The organism is Streptomyces sp. NPDC034103 (genome assembly GCF_055575395.1).
In genome coordinates this window covers 535,854-550,573 of sequence record NZ_JBVISS010000003.1, presented here as the reverse complement: position 1 = coordinate 550,573, position 14,720 = coordinate 535,854, and the positions used below count along the sequence as shown (strand labels likewise).

14 protein-coding genes and 1 tRNA gene are annotated in these 14,720 nt (G+C 70.8%); 9 read left to right on the top strand and 6 right to left on the bottom strand.

The genetic code is table 11. The features are described 5' to 3' along the window. The first annotated feature begins 21 nt into the window (after nt 1-21). The 9 genes from ACZ56U_RS08735 to ACZ56U_RS08695 all read left to right on the top strand — a co-directional run bounded on the left by ACZ56U_RS08735 (nt 22) and on the right by ACZ56U_RS08695 (nt 10,093). The gene (locus ACZ56U_RS08735) at nt 22-858 is read left to right on the top strand and encodes a hypothetical protein (RefSeq protein WP_469083301.1); all 837 of its coding nucleotides are present in this window, start codon (nt 22-24) and stop codon (nt 856-858) included. Between the two features lie 159 nt (nt 859-1,017). Then, nucleotides 1,018-1,761 (top strand): YcnI family copper-binding membrane protein, encoded by a 744-nt coding sequence (locus ACZ56U_RS08730; protein ID WP_469083300.1) that lies wholly within the window; start codon nt 1,018-1,020, stop codon nt 1,759-1,761. Nucleotides 1,762-1,852: 91 nt separating this feature from the next. Beyond that, nucleotides 1,853-2,506, top strand: a complete 654-nt coding sequence (locus tag ACZ56U_RS08725) for an SCO family protein (protein WP_469083299.1) — start codon at nt 1,853-1,855, stop codon at nt 2,504-2,506. Further along, entirely contained in the window at nt 2,503-2,961 is a 459-nt protein-coding gene (locus ACZ56U_RS08720; RefSeq protein WP_469083298.1) for a copper chaperone PCu(A)C, read from the top strand. Before ACZ56U_RS08725 ends, ACZ56U_RS08720 begins: the two co-directional genes overlap by 4 nt. Nucleotides 2,962-2,974: 13 nt before the next feature. Further along, entirely contained in the window at nt 2,975-4,996 is a 2,022-nt protein-coding gene (locus ACZ56U_RS08715) for a copper resistance CopC/CopD family protein (RefSeq protein WP_469083297.1), read from the top strand. Nucleotides 4,997-5,002: 6 nt separating this feature from the next. After that, on the top strand, nt 5,003-6,331 hold the full coding sequence (gene efeB / locus ACZ56U_RS08710) for an iron uptake transporter deferrochelatase/peroxidase subunit (protein ID WP_469083296.1): 1,329 nt from the start codon (nt 5,003-5,005) through the stop codon (nt 6,329-6,331). A 134-nt stretch (nt 6,332-6,465) separates the two neighbouring features. Beyond that, nucleotides 6,466-7,398, top strand: coding sequence for a prephenate dehydratase (gene pheA, locus ACZ56U_RS08705; protein WP_469083295.1), 933 nt, complete (start codon nt 6,466-6,468; stop codon nt 7,396-7,398). Between the two features lie 617 nt (nt 7,399-8,015). After that, nucleotides 8,016-9,293, top strand: coding sequence for a serine--tRNA ligase (gene serS / locus ACZ56U_RS08700; RefSeq protein ID WP_469083294.1), 1,278 nt, complete (start codon nt 8,016-8,018; stop codon nt 9,291-9,293). Next, on the top strand, nt 9,290-10,093 hold the full coding sequence (locus ACZ56U_RS08695) for an HAD family hydrolase (protein ID WP_469083293.1): 804 nt from the start codon (nt 9,290-9,292) through the stop codon (nt 10,091-10,093). Before serS ends, ACZ56U_RS08695 begins: the two co-directional genes overlap by 4 nt. A gap of 116 nt (nt 10,094-10,209) precedes the next feature. On the opposite strand, the gene ACZ56U_RS08690 is transcribed toward ACZ56U_RS08695, so the two are convergent. The 6 genes from ACZ56U_RS08690 to ACZ56U_RS08665 all read right to left on the bottom strand — a co-directional run bounded on the left by ACZ56U_RS08690 (nt 10,210) and on the right by ACZ56U_RS08665 (nt 14,431). Then, nucleotides 10,210-10,294 (bottom strand) — tRNA-Ser (locus ACZ56U_RS08690). 261 nt (nt 10,295-10,555) lie between these two features. Beyond that, a complete protein-coding gene (locus tag ACZ56U_RS08685) occupies nt 10,556-10,789 on the bottom strand; it encodes an SGM_3592 family protein (protein ID WP_469083292.1) in 234 nt (77 codons plus the stop codon). A gap of 131 nt (nt 10,790-10,920) precedes the next feature. Next, on the bottom strand, nt 10,921-11,640 hold the full coding sequence (locus ACZ56U_RS08680) for an ABC transporter permease (protein ID WP_391233539.1): 720 nt from the start codon (nt 11,638-11,640) through the stop codon (nt 10,921-10,923). 10 nt (nt 11,641-11,650) lie between these two features. Beyond that, nucleotides 11,651-12,562 (bottom strand): ABC transporter ATP-binding protein, encoded by a 912-nt coding sequence (locus ACZ56U_RS08675; RefSeq protein ID WP_391233538.1) that lies wholly within the window; start codon nt 12,560-12,562, stop codon nt 11,651-11,653. Further along, complete coding sequence (locus ACZ56U_RS08670; protein WP_469083291.1) at nt 12,559-13,467, bottom strand: ABC transporter permease; 909 nt, start codon at nt 13,465-13,467, stop codon at nt 12,559-12,561. Before ACZ56U_RS08670 ends, ACZ56U_RS08675 begins: the two co-directional genes overlap by 4 nt. Beyond that, nucleotides 13,457-14,431 carry an ABC transporter ATP-binding protein gene (locus ACZ56U_RS08665; RefSeq protein WP_469083410.1) on the bottom strand — a complete coding sequence of 325 codons (975 nt, stop codon included), beginning with the start codon at nt 14,429-14,431 and terminating at the stop codon, nt 13,457-13,459. The genes ACZ56U_RS08670 and ACZ56U_RS08665 overlap by 11 nt, the downstream gene beginning before the upstream one ends. Nucleotides 14,432-14,720 lie beyond the last annotated feature (289 nt).

Genomic DNA, 14,720 nt, shown 5'->3' with positions numbered 1-14,720 from the left:
CAGTGCGATGATGAGCCCGCCATGTCTGCCCCCCACCAGCGCACCGGAGCCGATCTCCGGCTCCCGCGGGCCGCGGTCTTCGCCGCGGTCTGTGTCGTGCTGGCCGCGGCCGGGCACACGATGGCCGCCTGCGCCGCCGTCCCGCTGTGGACGCTGGGCGCCGGATTCCTCGGGGTCCTCGCGGTCGTGGCACCGCTCGCCGGGCGGGTGCGCTCGCTGCCGGGGATCGCGGCGCTGCTGACGGTCGGACAGATCGTGCTGCACGCCCTGTTCGGCCTGGGACAGCACGGCACGACGGCGCAGTCCTCCGTGTCGCCGGCGTCGGGGATGCCGGGGATGCCGTCCATGGCGGCCACGGTCTCCGACGCCTCCCTGGTGGAGCAGGCCGCGCGGCTGGTCTGCGGGACCACCGCGGCCGCGATCAGCCCGGCCCAGGCGACCCGGATCCTCACCGAGGCGCGCCTCTACCCGGACCCGGCGCCGCACGCGCGTCACGTGGCCGACACCGTCACCACCGGCTCCTCCACCGCTCTGCTGCCGTCCCTGCCGATGCTGCTCGGCCACGTCCTCGCGGCCCTGACCGCCGGCTGGCTGCTGCGCCACGGCGACCTGGCCCTGCTGCGCCTGAGCGAACTGTCGGCGCACGGGGTGGCCGAAGCGGCGCTCGTACGGTCCCTGCGCGGAGCGCTCGCCCTGGTGCGCGCCCTGCGGGCGGGACTGCCGGGCGCCCCGGCCACCGGCCCGCGTCCGCCGCGCACCGGCCTGCACGCGCCGCCCACGCCTCGTACGACCGCGCTCCGGCACGCGGTGATCCGGCGCGGCCCGCCGGCCGCCGACGGTCTCGTCCTCGCCGCCTGACACGACGCGAGCCCCCGCTTCCCCGGACACCGAGGAAGAGGTGCCGCCGTCGTGCGGCCACACACGCGCGTGCCCGTGTTCCGACCGATCGGGCACCTCCACGCGCGCGTGCCCCTCTTCACCTCCGGAAACCCAAGCGAAGTAGGAGTGCTCCCTTTCATGAAGGCTTCTCGTCTCGCCGCCACCGGCGCCCTCGCCGCGGCCGCCGTCATCGCCGTGTCCTCCCCCGCGTTCGCGCACGTCACCGTGCAGCCCGAGGGCACCGCCGCCAAGGGCGGTTACGCGGTCATCGACTTCAAGGTGCCCAACGAGCGCGACAACGCCTCGACGACCAAGCTCGAGGTCACCTTCCCCACCGACCACCCGCTGGCCTCCGCCATGCCCGAGCCGGTGAACGGCTGGGACATCAAGGTCACCAAGTCCACGCTGGCCAAGCCCATCGAGCTGCACGGCAAGAAGATCTCCGAGGCCGTCTCCAAGATCACCTGGACCGCCGACGGCAAGGGCATCAAGCCGGGCTTCTTCGAGAAGTTCCCCGTCTCGGTGGGCACGCTGCCCGAGGACACGGACGAACTCACCTTCAAGGCGATCCAGACGTACTCCAACAAGGAGGTCGTCCGCTGGATCGAGGTCGAGCAGGAGGGCCAGGAGGAGCCCGAGAACCCGGCCCCCGTGCTGGCGCTCTCGGCCGCCTCCGAGGACGGCCACCACGGCGGCGCGGCGGCCGACGAGGCCTCCGACGACAAGGACGACACCGAGAAGGCCGCCACCGAGACCGCCGCCCCCGCCGACAGCAGTGACACCACCGCACGCGTGCTCGGCGTGGTCGGCATCGCCCTCGGCGTGCTCGGCGTCGGATACGGCGTCCTCGCCGGCCGTCGCCGCACCGGCGCCGACGCCTGAGGTCCACCCCGTCCGCGGTGCACCGGGGTCGTACGCCCTGTCCGTACGGCCCCGGTGCACCCCGGAGCCTTCACATCTGGGACATTTCTCTATGCGCAAGAAGACGTTCGCCGCGGCCGCGCTGCTCGCCGCCGCCTCCCTGACCCTGACCGCCTGCGGCAGCGGTGACGACAGCGACTCGCCCGTCGCGGTGGTCTCCGAGGACACCGGCTCCGACAAGGCCGCCACCATCCTCGACAAGCCGTTCGAGAAGCCGGACCTCGTCCTCACCGACACCACCGGCAAGAAGTACGACCTGCGCGAGCGGACCAAGGGCCGCCCGACGCTGATCTACTTCGGCTACACCAACTGCCCCGACGTCTGCCCGCTGACGATGAACAACATCGCCGTCGCCAAGAAGCAGCTCAGCAAGGCCCAGCAGGACAAGCTGCGCGTCGTGTTCGTCACCACCGACCCCGCCCGGGACACCGCGAAGGAACTCGGCACCTGGCTCAAGGGCATCGACCCCCAGATCGTCGGCCTGACCGGCGACTTCGCCACCATCCAGGCCGGCGCCCGCACCCTCGGCATCTCCATCGAGCCGCCGCACAAGGACAAGAACGGCAAGATCGTCTCGACCCACGGCACCCAGGTCGTGGCGTTCTCACCGAAGAACGACGGCGGATACGTCCTGTACGGCGAGGACGCCACCGTCGACGACTACACCAAGGACCTCCCCAAGCTCATCAAGGGAGAGAACCCGTGAGGTCCCCGGCGCTCCCCGCCCTGACCCTGGCCGGCGCCCTGGCCCTGGCCGGCTGCTCGGACTCCTCCGACCCGGGCGACGCCCACGCCGAACTGTCCGTCAGCGCCGCCTACATGCCCCAGCCGGTCTCCGCCGACATGGCCGCGGGCTTCCTCACCCTCACCAACAAGGGCGGCGCGAAGGCCGAACTGACCTCCGTCACCAGCGACATCGGCGAGGTCACCGTCCACGAGACGGTCGACTCCGCGATGCGGGAGGTCAAGCGCCTCCCCGTGCCCGCCCACGGTCGACTCGTGTTCAAGAGCGGCGGCAACCACCTGATGTTCGAGAAGCTGAAGCGGAAGCCGCAGCAGGGCGAGACGGTCTCCGTGAAGCTGCACTTCGCGCAGTCCGACCCGATCACCGTCGAGATGCCGGTCAAGCCCGCGACGTACACCCCGAAGACCGGGCACTGAGGGAGGGACCACCTTGACACAGACCATCGCCCCCCGCGTCCGGATCCTGGTACTGCTGCTCCTGGCGGCCACCGGACTGCTTCTCGCCGGTGCTGGACCGGCCTCCGCGCACGCCGCGCTCACCGGCAGCGACCCCCAGCAGGGGGTGGTGGTCGACAAGGCACCGACCCAGGTCTCGCTCACCTTCTCCGAGAAGGTCGCGATGTCCGACGACTCCCTGCGGATCCTCGACCCCAAGGGCAAGCGCGTCGACAGCGGCAAGCCGTCCAACCTCAGCGGCACCACGTACTCCGTGGGACTGCACAGCGGACTGCCCGACGGCACCTACACCGTCACCTACCAGGTCGTCTCCGAGGACAGCCATCCGGTCGCCGGGGCCTACACCTTCTCCGTCGGGGCGCCGTCGAAGACGACCGTCTCGGTCTCCGGCCCGACCGCCGGCGGCGGAGTCGTCGGCTGGCTCTACGGCCTCGGACGCTACGTCTCCTACGCCGGGTTCATCGTCATGGTCGGCGGCGCCGCCTTCGTCCTGGCCTGCTGGCGGCGCGGCTCCGGCGTACGGGCCCTGCAACGGCTCGTCGTCTCCGGATGGCTCGCCCTCACCTCCGCCACGCTCGCGCTGCTGCTCCTGCGCGGCTCGTACACCGGCACCGGCAAGGTCGCGGACGTCTTCGACCTGAACCTGCTCGGCCAGGTCCTGCAGACCAAGACGGGCGCCTCCCTGGTCTCCCGGCTGCTGCTGCTCGCCGCCGCCGCGCTGTTCATCGCCGTGCTCTTCGGGGCGTACGACAAACGCGAGGGCCAGGAGAAGCGGGACCTCACCTTCGGGCTCGCGATCGGCGGCACCGTCGTGGCCGCCGGGCTCGCCGCGAGCTGGGCGATGGCCGAGCACGCCTCGACCGGGCTCCAGACCGCGATCGCGATGCCCGTCGACGTGGTGCACCTCCTGGCGGTCGCCGCCTGGCTGGGCGGGCTCACCGCGCTCCTGGTGACCCTGTATCGGGCGGACACCCCGATCGAACGCACCGCCGTACGCCGTTTCTCGCGCCTCGCCTTCAGCAGCGTCCTCACCCTCGTCGCCACCGGCGTCTACCAGTCGTGGCGCCAGCTCGGCTCCTGGTCGGCGTTCACCGACACCACGTACGGGCAGCTGCTGCTCGTGAAGATCGGGCTCGTGACGCTGCTGGTGGGCATCGCGTCGATCTCCCGACGGTGGACCGCGCGGCTGGCGGAGACGGTGTCGGCCGAGGACGGGACGGGCACGGGGTCCGTCGAGGACGGGACGGACATGGAATCCGCCCAGGACGTGAGGAAGGGCTCGGCGTCGGAGCCGCGGCGGGCGGAGGAACGGGACTCCCGGCGGGCCGAGGAGCGGGAGCCGGAGCCGGAGCCCGTGCAGGAGCGGGAGCCGGAGAAGGAGCGCGTCGGCGTCGGTGCCGCGAGCGTGGACCCCGCCCGTGCCGCCCAGCTCGCCCGGCAGCGGGCCGCGGTCGACACGGCGCGGCAGAAGCGACAGCGGGACGCCGACCCCGGCCGGTCCGGGCTGCGCCGCTCGGTGCTCGCCGAGGCGAGCGTCGCCGTCGTACTCCTCGCCATCACCACCGTGCTGACCCAGACCGAGCCGGGCCGCACCGAGGAGGACGCCAAGGCGGCCACGTCGTCGTCCTCCTCCCCGGCCGACACCTCGTCCTCGGGCGCCCTCACGCTCGACATGCCGTTCGACACCGGCGGCGAGGACGGCAAGGGCATCGCGCGCATCGACATCGACCCCGCGCGCGTGGGCGCCAACGAGATGCACGTCTACGTGGAACGCCCCAACGGGCGCGGCTTCGACGTACCCGAGGTGAAGGTCTCCTTCACCCTGGAGTCCAAGGACATCGGGCCGCTGCCCGTCGCCCCCGACCACATCACCACCGGTCACTGGGCGGCGAGCGGCATCCAGCTCCCCATGGCGGGCGACTGGAAGATCTCGGTGACCGTGCGGACCTCCGACATCGACCAGACCACCGTCTCCAAGAACGCGCAGATCGGCTGAACCACTATGGCTGACCAGTCCATCCCGGAGGCCCTCACTCCCGAGACGCCACTTAATGACGGCGCTTCGGAGACGGCCCCCCGTGCAGAAACGGCTCCCCGTGCGGAAGCGGCTCCCCGTGAGGGGGGCGTCTCGCGGCGCCGGCTGCTCGGGACCGCCGGTGCCGCCGGGCTCGTCCTCGGCGCGGCCGGCGGGGCCGTCGGGTACGCCGCACGGCCCGCCGAGGCCACCCCGCTGACCTCGGTCGGCGCGGACGAGGTGATGTTTCACGGGAAACATCAGCCCGGCATCCTCCAGGGCCTCCAGGCCCGCGGCCACCTCGTCGCCTTCGACCTCGCGGCCGGCGCGGGCCGCAAGGGCGCTGCCGCGCTGCTGCGCCGCTGGTCGGAGACGGCCAGGCGACTGATGGCCGGCGAGGCAACGGCCGCGCGGGACACGGACGTCGCCCGTGACGCCGGGCCCTCTTCGCTGACGATCACCTTCGGTTTCGGGCACAGCTTCTTCGCCCGGACCGGTCTGGAGAAGCAGCGCCCGGTCGCCCTGGACCCGCTGCCCGACTTCTCCTCCGACCACCTCGACAAGGGGCGCAGCAACGGCGACCTGTGGGTGCAGATCGGCGCGAACGACGCCCTGGTGGCCTTCCACGCGCTGCGCGCGATCCAGAAGGACGCCGTCGGCGCGGCCAAGGTCCGCTGGCAGATGAACGGCTTCAACCGCACCCCGGGCGCCACCGCCCACCCCATGACGGCCCGCAACCTGATGGGCCAGATCGACGGCACGCGCAACCCCAAGCCGAGCGAGTCCGACTTCGACCAGCGGATCTTCGTGCCCGCGTCGGGGACCCCGGCGTGGATGGCGAACGGGTCCTACGCCGTCGTCCGCCGGATCCGCATGCTCCTCGACGACTGGGAGCAGCTGTCGGTCGGCGAGCAGGAGAACGTCATCGGGCGCCGCAAGGCGAACGGGGCGCCGCTGTCCGGGGGTTCGGAGACGGCCGAGATGGACCTGGAGAAGACGGACTCGCGGGGCGACCTGGTCGTCCCGATCAATGCCCACGCGCGGATCACCCGGCCCGACCAGAACGGTGGCGCGGCGATGCTGCGGCGCCCGTTCTCCTTCCATGACGGCATCGACCCCGACGGGGTGCCGGACGCGGGGCTGCTCTTCGTCTGCTGGCAGGCCGACCCGCTGCGCGGCTTCGTCACCGTGCAGCGCAAGCTCGACCGCGGGGACGCCCTGTCCCGGTTCATCCGGCACGAGTCGAGCGGACTGTTCGCGGTGCCGGGCGGGGCGGCGGAGGGGGAGTACGTGGGGCAGGGGTTGCTGGAGGGGTGATCACGGCGGCCGGGCCTCGCGGAAGCGGTTCACGCGAACGTCCGGGGTGGCCCGGGGTCACGCCGGTTCACTCAGCGGTGGGGCTGTGACGGGACGCGTGCCCCGGGTTTGGCAAGGCCCATTAGGGTGAGGTCATGCCAGCGAGCTACGCGTATCTCGGCCCCGGGGGCACCTTCACCGAGGTCGCCCTGCGCACGCTTCCGGAGACGGCCACCCGGGAGCTGATCCCGTACGTGTCCGTGCAGTCCGCGCTCGACGCGGTGCGCGCGGGTGAGGCCGAGGCCGCGTTCGTGCCGATCGAGAACTCCGTCGAGGGCGGCATCACCACCACCCTCGACGAGCTGGTCGCGGGCACCCCGCTGATGATCTACCGCGAGGTGCTGCTGTCGATCACCTTCGCCCTGCTCGTCCGGCCCGGCACCGCGTTGTCGGAGATCAAGACGGTCTCCGCCCACCCGGCCGCCCAGCCCCAGGTGCGCAACTGGCTGAAGAAGAACCTCCCGGACGTCCACTGGGAGTCCGCCGCCTCCAACGCGGACGCCGCCCGACTGGTCCAGGAGGGCCAGTACGACGCCGCCTTCGCCGGGGAGTTCGCCGCCGCGCGGTACGGCCTGGAGGCCCTGGAGACGGGGATCCACGACGCGGAGAACGCGCAGACCCGTTTCGTGCTGGTCGGCAGGCCGGCCCGGCCCGCGGCCCCGACGGGCGCCGACAAGACCTCCGTCGTGCTGTGGCAGCGCGACGACCACCCCGGTGGCCTGCGCGACCTGCTCGGCGAGTTCGCCACCCGCGGCATCAACCTGACGGTGCTCCAGTCCCGGCCCACCGGTGCCGGCATCGGCAACTACTGCTTCTGCATCGACGCCGAGGGCCATATCTCCGACCGCCGGGTCGCCGAGGCCCTGATGGGGCTCAAGCGGATCTGCCTCGATGTGCGGTTCCTCGGTTCGTACCCGCGTGCCGATGTGACCGCGGCCGATGTGCGGGCGCCGCTGCGCGGGACCTCGGACGAGGAGTTCGTGGCGGCGGCGGACTGGGTGGCGCGCTGCCAGGACGGACGCTTCTAGCCCGTCCCGCCCGGTTCAGGGAGCGTTGCCGCCCTCGTCAGCCGGCGTTGCCGTCACGTTCGGGCCGCGTTTCCGGCATCGTCGGGGAGCGTTTCCGTCCGTTCCTACCTGCATATTTTCGTTATCCACAGGAGTTATCCACAGGCTGCCATCTCGACCTGGGGACAAGTCGACACGGAAGCACCACCTAGTCGACAAATCGGCCTACAGCACCCAACCTCGTCCACAGCCCCACAGGTCACCCTTCGTCCACCTGTTTCCTTCGATCAATCCTTTGGAGCGACCCATTTCCACCCGAAAGTGGGCGCACAGAGGGTTTGGCTCGGGAATTTCTCGCGCCGCACGCCCGAATCGGAATGATCGCCTCCGGCGTCCACAGATCTTTCGCACAGGCTGTGGATAACTCATTCGGGTTGTGGATTGCTGTGGACGGAGACGCCTCCAAGTCCCGTTCTCCTCAAGGGAGTCCGGTCAACGCGGCGCCCGGAACCTGATCCGTTCCAGGGAGTGGGCTGTCCCATATTGACACGGCACGCAATTCCCCCATAACGGTATGTAAGGCGTGGTTCGGAATAGTGAGTCGTGGGCTCTCACCAGGCACCGGTAGCCTTGGCCGCGTGATTGACCTTCGCCTGCTCCGTGAGGACCCCGACCGAGTGCGCGCCTCGCAGCGCGCCCGTGGAGAGGACGTCGCGCTCGTCGACGCCCTCCTGTCTGCCGACGAGCGGCGCAGGTCGTCCGGCGTCAGCTTCGACGAGCTGCGTTCCGAGCAGAAGGCGCTCGGCAAGCTCATCCCCAAGGCCACTCCGGAGGAGCGTGCCGAGCTGCTCCAGAAGGCGGAGCAGCTCAAGGCCGACGTCAAGGCCGCCGAGGCCGCGCAGAACGACGCCGACGAGGAGACCAAGCGCCTCGCCCTCCAGCTCGGCAACCTCGTCCACCCCGACGTCCCCGTCGGCGGCGAGGAGGACTTCGTCGTCCTGGAGACGCACGGCACCATCCGCGACTTCGGCGCCGAGGGCTTCGAGCCCAAGGACCACCTGGAGCTCGGCGAGGCGCTGGGCGCCATCGACGTCGAGCGCGGCGCGAAGGTCTCCGGCTCGCGCTTCTACTACCTCACCGGTGTCGGCGCGCTCCTGGAGCTCGCCCTCGTCAACGCGGCGATCGCCCAGGCCACCGAGGCCGGCTTCATCCCGATGCTCACCCCCGCGCTGGTCCGCCCGCGCGCCATGGAGGGCACCGGCTTCCTCGGCCAGGCCGCGGAGAACGTGTACCACCTGGAGAAGGACGACTACTACCTGGTCGGCACCTCCGAGGTCCCGCTCGCCGCGTACCACATGGACGAGATCATCGAGGCCGACAAGCTGCCGCTGCGCTACGCCGGCTTCTCGCCGTGCTTCCGCCGCGAGGCCGGCACCTACGGCAAGGACACACGCGGCATCTTCCGCGTGCACCAGTTCGACAAGGTCGAGATGTTCTCGTACGTCGCCCCCGAGGACGCCGAGAACGAGCACAAGCGGCTCCTGGACTGGGAGAAGCAGTGGCTGACCGGCCTGGAGCTGCCCTTCCAGGTCATCGACGTGGCCTCGGGCGACCTGGGCGCCTCCGCCTCCCGCAAGTACGACTGCGAGGCGTGGATCCCGACCCAGGGCAAGTACCGCGAGCTGACCTCGGCCTCCAACTGCGACAGCTTCCAGGCCCGCCGCCTGTCGGTGCGCCAGCGCGACGGCAAGAAGGTCCAGCCGCTCGCGACGCTCAACGGCACGCTGTGCGCCGTACCGCGCACGATCGTGGCGCTCCTGGAGAACCACCAGCAGGCCGACGGCACCGTGTACGTGCCGCCGGTGCTGCGTCCGTACCTGGGCGGGCGGGACGTGCTCGAGCCGGTCGCCAAGTGACCGCGCCCTTTCCCTACCGGCTGATCGCGACCGACCTCGACGGAACGCTGCTGCGCTCCGACGAGTCGGTCTCGCAGCGCACCCGTGACGCTCTCGCGGCGGCGACCGAGGCCGGTGCGGCGCACATCGTCGTCACCGGCCGCGCGGTGCCGTGGACGCGGCACATCCTCGACGACCTCGGCTACGACGGCCTCGCGGTCTGCGGACAGGGCGCGCAGGTGTACCACGCCGGCGAGCACCGCCTGCTGACGTCCGTGACCCTCGACCGGCAGCTGGCCGGGGTCGCCCTCGCGAAGATCGAGGCGGAGGTCGGGCCGCTGTACCTCGCGGCGAGCCGGGACGGGCTGGAGGGCGAGGTGCTGGTGGGGCAGGGCTACGCGCTCACCGGCGAGCTGCCCGTGACTCCGTTCACGGACCCCGCGGATCTGTGGTCCGCCCCGCTGAACAAGATCTACATCCAGCATCCTCAGCTGTCCGACGACGAGCTGGCGGCGGTCTCGCGGCAGGCCGCCGGTGGCTTCGTGACGGTCGCGATGGCCGGCGCGGGCATCGTCGAACTGCTTCCGCTGGGCCTGTCGAAGGCGACGGGGCTGTCGCTGGCCGCGCGTCGGCTGGGGTTGAAGGCCGCGGACACGATCGCCTTCGGCGACATGCCGAACGACATCCCGATGTTCGGGTGGGCGGCCCGGGGTGTGGCCATGGCCAACGCGCACGAGGAGCTGAAGGCGGTGGCCGACGAGGTGACCTCCTCGAACGAGGAGGACGGGATCGCGGTGGTCGTGGAGCGTCTGCTGGGTTGAGGTCGTGGGGCGGCTGCTGGGTTGAGGTCGTGGGGCGGCTGCGGGCCGTTTGTGGCTGGTCGCGCAGTTCCCCGCGCCCCTTGGGTGGGTCCGGTCCAGCGTGTTTCGACGTGTTGCGGAGGATGCACGGATCGAACGTGCGCGGGGTTTCCCCCGACCACGGCTTAGCAAGCCGGTGCCTTACCACTCGGCCAATCCTCCGGGTGGGCGGCCCACGCGAGAGCGACGTCGCGTGCTCGAAGCGGCCGCCCGGGCAGTGCCCGTGCGCGGGTTCGACGGTGGCGTAACTACACCGGAACCCGCCGCGGACTGCCCTGCAGGGTGCTCGACAGACTGTCGTGCATGGACATCGTCGAACACCTCCCCAGTCGATGGCGCCGGATCATCCCGGCCTCGCGGACACAACCATCGTGCCCGTACGCCGGGTTGGACGCCACCGAATAAAACAGCCGTACGACTGCGTCAGCGTCGCCACCACTTGCGGCGCGCCTTGCTGAAGAACCAGCCCGCGGGCGGCTCGTCGGAGCGCCACGGTTGCGGCTCGGGCTCCTCGCCGTGCCAGCGGGCCGCGAGCATGCGGGCCCGGGCGGACGGCTCGGAGGTCTCCGCGGAGCGTATGAAGTCCTCGTCCAGGACAAGGTCGTCCCAGGTCTCGTCCCCGGACCGGGCCCGAGCGTCGTCGTGCGCGTCCGCCATCCCCGTTCCTCCCAGCAGGTGCGTTCCCGAAGTCCCAGCGTGGCCGGACAGAGGTCAAGCCCCTGTCAACAAGCGGGCCGTGTGCGTCCCGCCCGGTGACTCCACCGGGCGGGCTGCCCGCCCCGGGAGGGCTACTCCTCGCCCGCCAGTTTCAGCGTCCGCAGCTTCTGGCCCGCGTACCAGGTCGCGAGGACCGTCACCAGGACCAGCAGCACCGTCGCCGTCGGCAGTCCGACGTCCGAGGTGACCAACTCGCCGCCGGCGACCTTGTGGGCCACGGCCAGCGACCACTGCTGGACGCTGAGCGTGCGCGCCCCGGCGACCAGGGAGCCGAACAGGGCCTCCCAGACCAGGGCGTAGACCAGGCCGAAGACCACCGCGTGCCGTGACACCGTGCCCAGCAGCAGGAACAGCGCGGCGTAGGCGATGGAGGAGACCAGCGCGGCCACCGTGTAGGCGACGGCGATCTGCTGGCCGTTGCCGTTGAGGATGAAGCCCGCGATCAGGGTCGGCAGGGCCGAGAAGACCATCGTGACCGCGATCGCGACGATCAGCTTGGTGAAGATGATCGTGGGCCGTTTGATCGGCTTGGACAGCAGGTACACCACCGAGCCGTCGTCGATCTCCGGGCCGATCGCGCCGGTGCCGGCGATGACGCCGATGATCGGCACCATCGTGGCGAGCGCGAGTCCGCCGAGGAGGTCGGAGGCCGTCTGGTCGTCGGCGCCGACCAGGGCGCGCACGATCACCGCGATCACGATCAGCAGGACGGGCAGGGCGCCCAGGATGAGGGCCCGGCGCCGGCCGAGCAGGGCCCGGTAGGTGAGTCGGGCGACTGTGGGGTCGTACATCTTGGGCCTCCTACGCCGCGACCAGGTACGAGAACACGGACTCGAGGGACTCGTCGGACGGCGAGACCGTGAGCAGCCGGATGCCGTGGTCGCGGGCGACCTTGGGCAGCAGCGTGGTGAAGCGGCCGAAGTCGACGGCCTGGACGCGCAACGCGCCCTCCGCCAGGTCGACCTCGATACCGGCCGTCGACGGGTCCGCGATCAGCGCGGCCGCGAGGGCGCGGTCGTCGCTGGAGCGCACCAGGTAGCGGTGCGGGCGGTCCGTCATCAGGCGGCGGATCTTGCGGAAGTCGCCGCTGGCCGCGTGCCGGCCGGCCACCACGACCTCGATGTGCCAGGCGAGTTGCTCGACCTCTTCGAGGATGTGGGACGAGAACAGGACCGTGCGACCCTCGTCGCCCATGCGCCGCAGCAGGTCCATCAACTGCATGCGCTGGCGCGGGTCCATGCCGTTGAAGGGCTCGTCGAGCAGGAGCAGGGACGGGTCGTGGACCAGGGCGGACGCCATCTTCACGCGCTGGCGCATGCCCTTGGAGTACGTCTGGATCTTGCGGTCCTGCGCGTACTCCATCTCCACCGTGGCCAGCGCCTTCTGGGCGGCCTTGGCGCCCAGGCCGTGCAACTCGGCGTTGGCGACGACGAATTCGCGGCCGGTGAGGAAGTCGTACATCGCCTCGCGCTCGGGGACGATGCCGATGTGCCGGTAGATCGCCTCGTTGCGCCACACCTGCTCGCCGTCGAGGGTGACGGTGCCGGTGGAGGGGGCGAGGAAGCCGCCCATCATGTTGATCAGGGTGGACTTCCCGGCGCCGTTGGGGCCGAGCAGGCCCGTGACACCGGGGCCGATCGTCATGGTGATGTCGTTGACGGCGACCACGTTGCCGAACCAGCGGGAGACGTGGTCGATCTGGAGCGTGGTCACAGTCCCACCTTCTTGTAGCGGCGGATCAGCAGGCCGTAGCAGGCGGCGATGACGCCGAGAACGACCAGGACGTAGACCACGCCCTCGCCGTTCGACGGGCCGACGCCGCCCGGGAACGCCGAGCTCGCGCCCAGGAACGCGCTCTGCAGTCCGTCGATGAGCGTGACCGGCGAGAACAGGCCGATCCACGGAATGGCGCTGCTGCTGCCCTGGACGTCGGCGATGGCCTGGAGGGTGGAGACCGCGCCGTAGGAGATGGTCATGACGGCGATCACGGCCGCGATGCCGAAGCCGCGGCGCGGGGTGACCGAGGCGATGACCAGGCCGAGGCCGGCGAACAGCAGGGAGAGCAGCGCCACGGAGACGAGTGCCTGCGCGAACCCCTTGGTCTGGTCGGCGAAGTCCAGCTTCGCGAGCAGGGCGCCCACGTAGAGCACCAGCAGCGGGGCCGCGGTCAGGATGAACAGGGCCGAGGCCAGCGCCGCGTACTTCGCGCGGACGTAGTCGGCGGTCTCGATCGGCCGCGAGAAGTACAGCGGCACGGTCTTGAAGCGCAGGTCGCGCGAGACGGACTGCGGTGCCTGGGAGGCGACGTAGAGGCTGATGACGGCCTGCATGACGATCGCGTAGCGCGTGTAGTCGACGGGCAGGTCGTTGGCCTTCGTGGCGACCGCGACGGCCACCATGATGGCCGCCGGCACGCACATCACCACGAACAGCAGCATCGGCAGCACCTTGGACTTCACCGAACGGCCGAGACCGTAGGCGCCGCGCAGGGACTGCGAGTAGAGCGAGCGGGTGGCGTAGGAGCGGCCGAGGCGCGGGCCGTCGTAGGTGCGGTAGCCGATGTTGTGGATGCGGGTCTGGTCGCCCTGGGTCCCGGCTACGGGGTGCTCAACTGCCATGGCCGACGGCCTCCTTCCGCTGCTCGTTGGTGTTCTGGTCGTCCGTGAAGACCTCGGAGATGTGGTGCCGGCGCTGCTCCATGCGCACCAGACCGAGACCGAGGTCGGCGACCGTGTCCCGGACGACGTCGTAGGTCTCCTCGCCCTGCGCGGTCAGCAGCAGGATGTGGCCGGCGCCCGGCAGGGCGCTGTTGGCGTCGAGAACCTCCACCCCGCGCGCGTGGAGCGCTTCTCGCACCGCGCGGGTGCCGTCGGGGTGCGCGTCGGTGTCGGTGACCTCGATCGCGAGAGTGGTCGTGATCTGGGTGAAGTCGGTGGTGGAGCTGGAGCGCAGCAGCTTGCCGCCGTCGACGACGACCACGTGGTCGCAGGTGCGTTCCAGTTCGCCCAGCAGGTGCGAGGTGACCAGGACCGAGATGCCGAAGTCGGTGTAGATGCGCCGGATGAGGCCCAGCATGTCGTCGCGGCCGACCGGGTCGAGGCCGTTGGTCGGCTCGTCCAGGAAGACCAGCTGCGGGTCGTGGACCAGGGCCTGGGCCAGCTTCACGCGCTGTTTCATGCCGGTCGAGTAGCCGCCGATGGGGCGGTACCGCTCCTCGTACAGCCCCACGTGGCGCAGCGTGTCCGCGGTGCGTTCGCGGGCCGCGGCGGGCGGCAGCCCCGACATGCGCGCCATGTGGACGACGAACTCGGTCGCCGAGACGTCGGGCGGCAGACAGTCGTGCTCCGGCATGTACCCGACACGCTCACGGATGGCACCGCCCTCGGTGGCGACGTCGAGTCCGAGGACCTCGGCGCGGCCCTCCGTGGCGGGGGACAGACCCAGCAGGATCTTGATCAAGGTGGACTTGCCGGCTCCGTTGGCTCCGACGAGCCCGGTCACACCGGGTCCGACGTCGACGGAGAGCCGGTCCAGCGCGGTCACCCGGGGGAACCGCTTGCTCAGGCTTTCGGTCGCGATCACAGTCACGTTCTAGACGGTAGTGACGCGGACCACGCCGGTCGTCACACCCCAGAGCTGTCTTCGGGTCAGCCTCCAGTCGTACGGGCCCGTAGGGGATGCCATGCCTGAGGGCTACACGGGGCGTTTTCCACAGGCCGGCACCCCCTATTGACGCTGCCTGCAACGACTGTCACATTCACTGATGTCACGTTGCGGACACGTAGCGCAGTCGACGCGACCTGCCGCAGGTGCGGCGCTGGACGGAGGACGAGTGACGGTGCCGGGGCGAGGACGTGGGCGAGGGCGAGGG

What these genes read in the sequence shown, in the direction of transcription:
- ACZ56U_RS08735 (WP_469083301.1), top strand. Translation starts at nt 22, where the DNA reads ATGTCTGCCCCCCACCAGCGCACCGGAGCCGATCTCCGGCTCCCGCGG.
- ACZ56U_RS08680 (WP_391233539.1), bottom strand. Translation starts at nt 11,640, where the DNA reads ATGTACGACCCCACAGTCGCCCGACTCACCTACCGGGCCCTGCTCGGC.
- ACZ56U_RS08730 (WP_469083300.1), top strand. Translation starts at nt 1,018, where the DNA reads ATGAAGGCTTCTCGTCTCGCCGCCACCGGCGCCCTCGCCGCGGCCGCC.
- pheA (WP_469083295.1), top strand. Translation starts at nt 6,466, where the DNA reads ATGCCAGCGAGCTACGCGTATCTCGGCCCCGGGGGCACCTTCACCGAG.
- ACZ56U_RS08670 (WP_469083291.1), bottom strand. Translation starts at nt 13,467, where the DNA reads ATGGCAGTTGAGCACCCCGTAGCCGGGACCCAGGGCGACCAGACCCGC.
- ACZ56U_RS08725 (WP_469083299.1), top strand. Translation starts at nt 1,853, where the DNA reads ATGCGCAAGAAGACGTTCGCCGCGGCCGCGCTGCTCGCCGCCGCCTCC.
- ACZ56U_RS08685 (WP_469083292.1), bottom strand. Translation starts at nt 10,789, where the DNA reads ATGGCGGACGCGCACGACGACGCTCGGGCCCGGTCCGGGGACGAGACC.
- efeB (WP_469083296.1), top strand. Translation starts at nt 5,003, where the DNA reads ATGGCTGACCAGTCCATCCCGGAGGCCCTCACTCCCGAGACGCCACTT.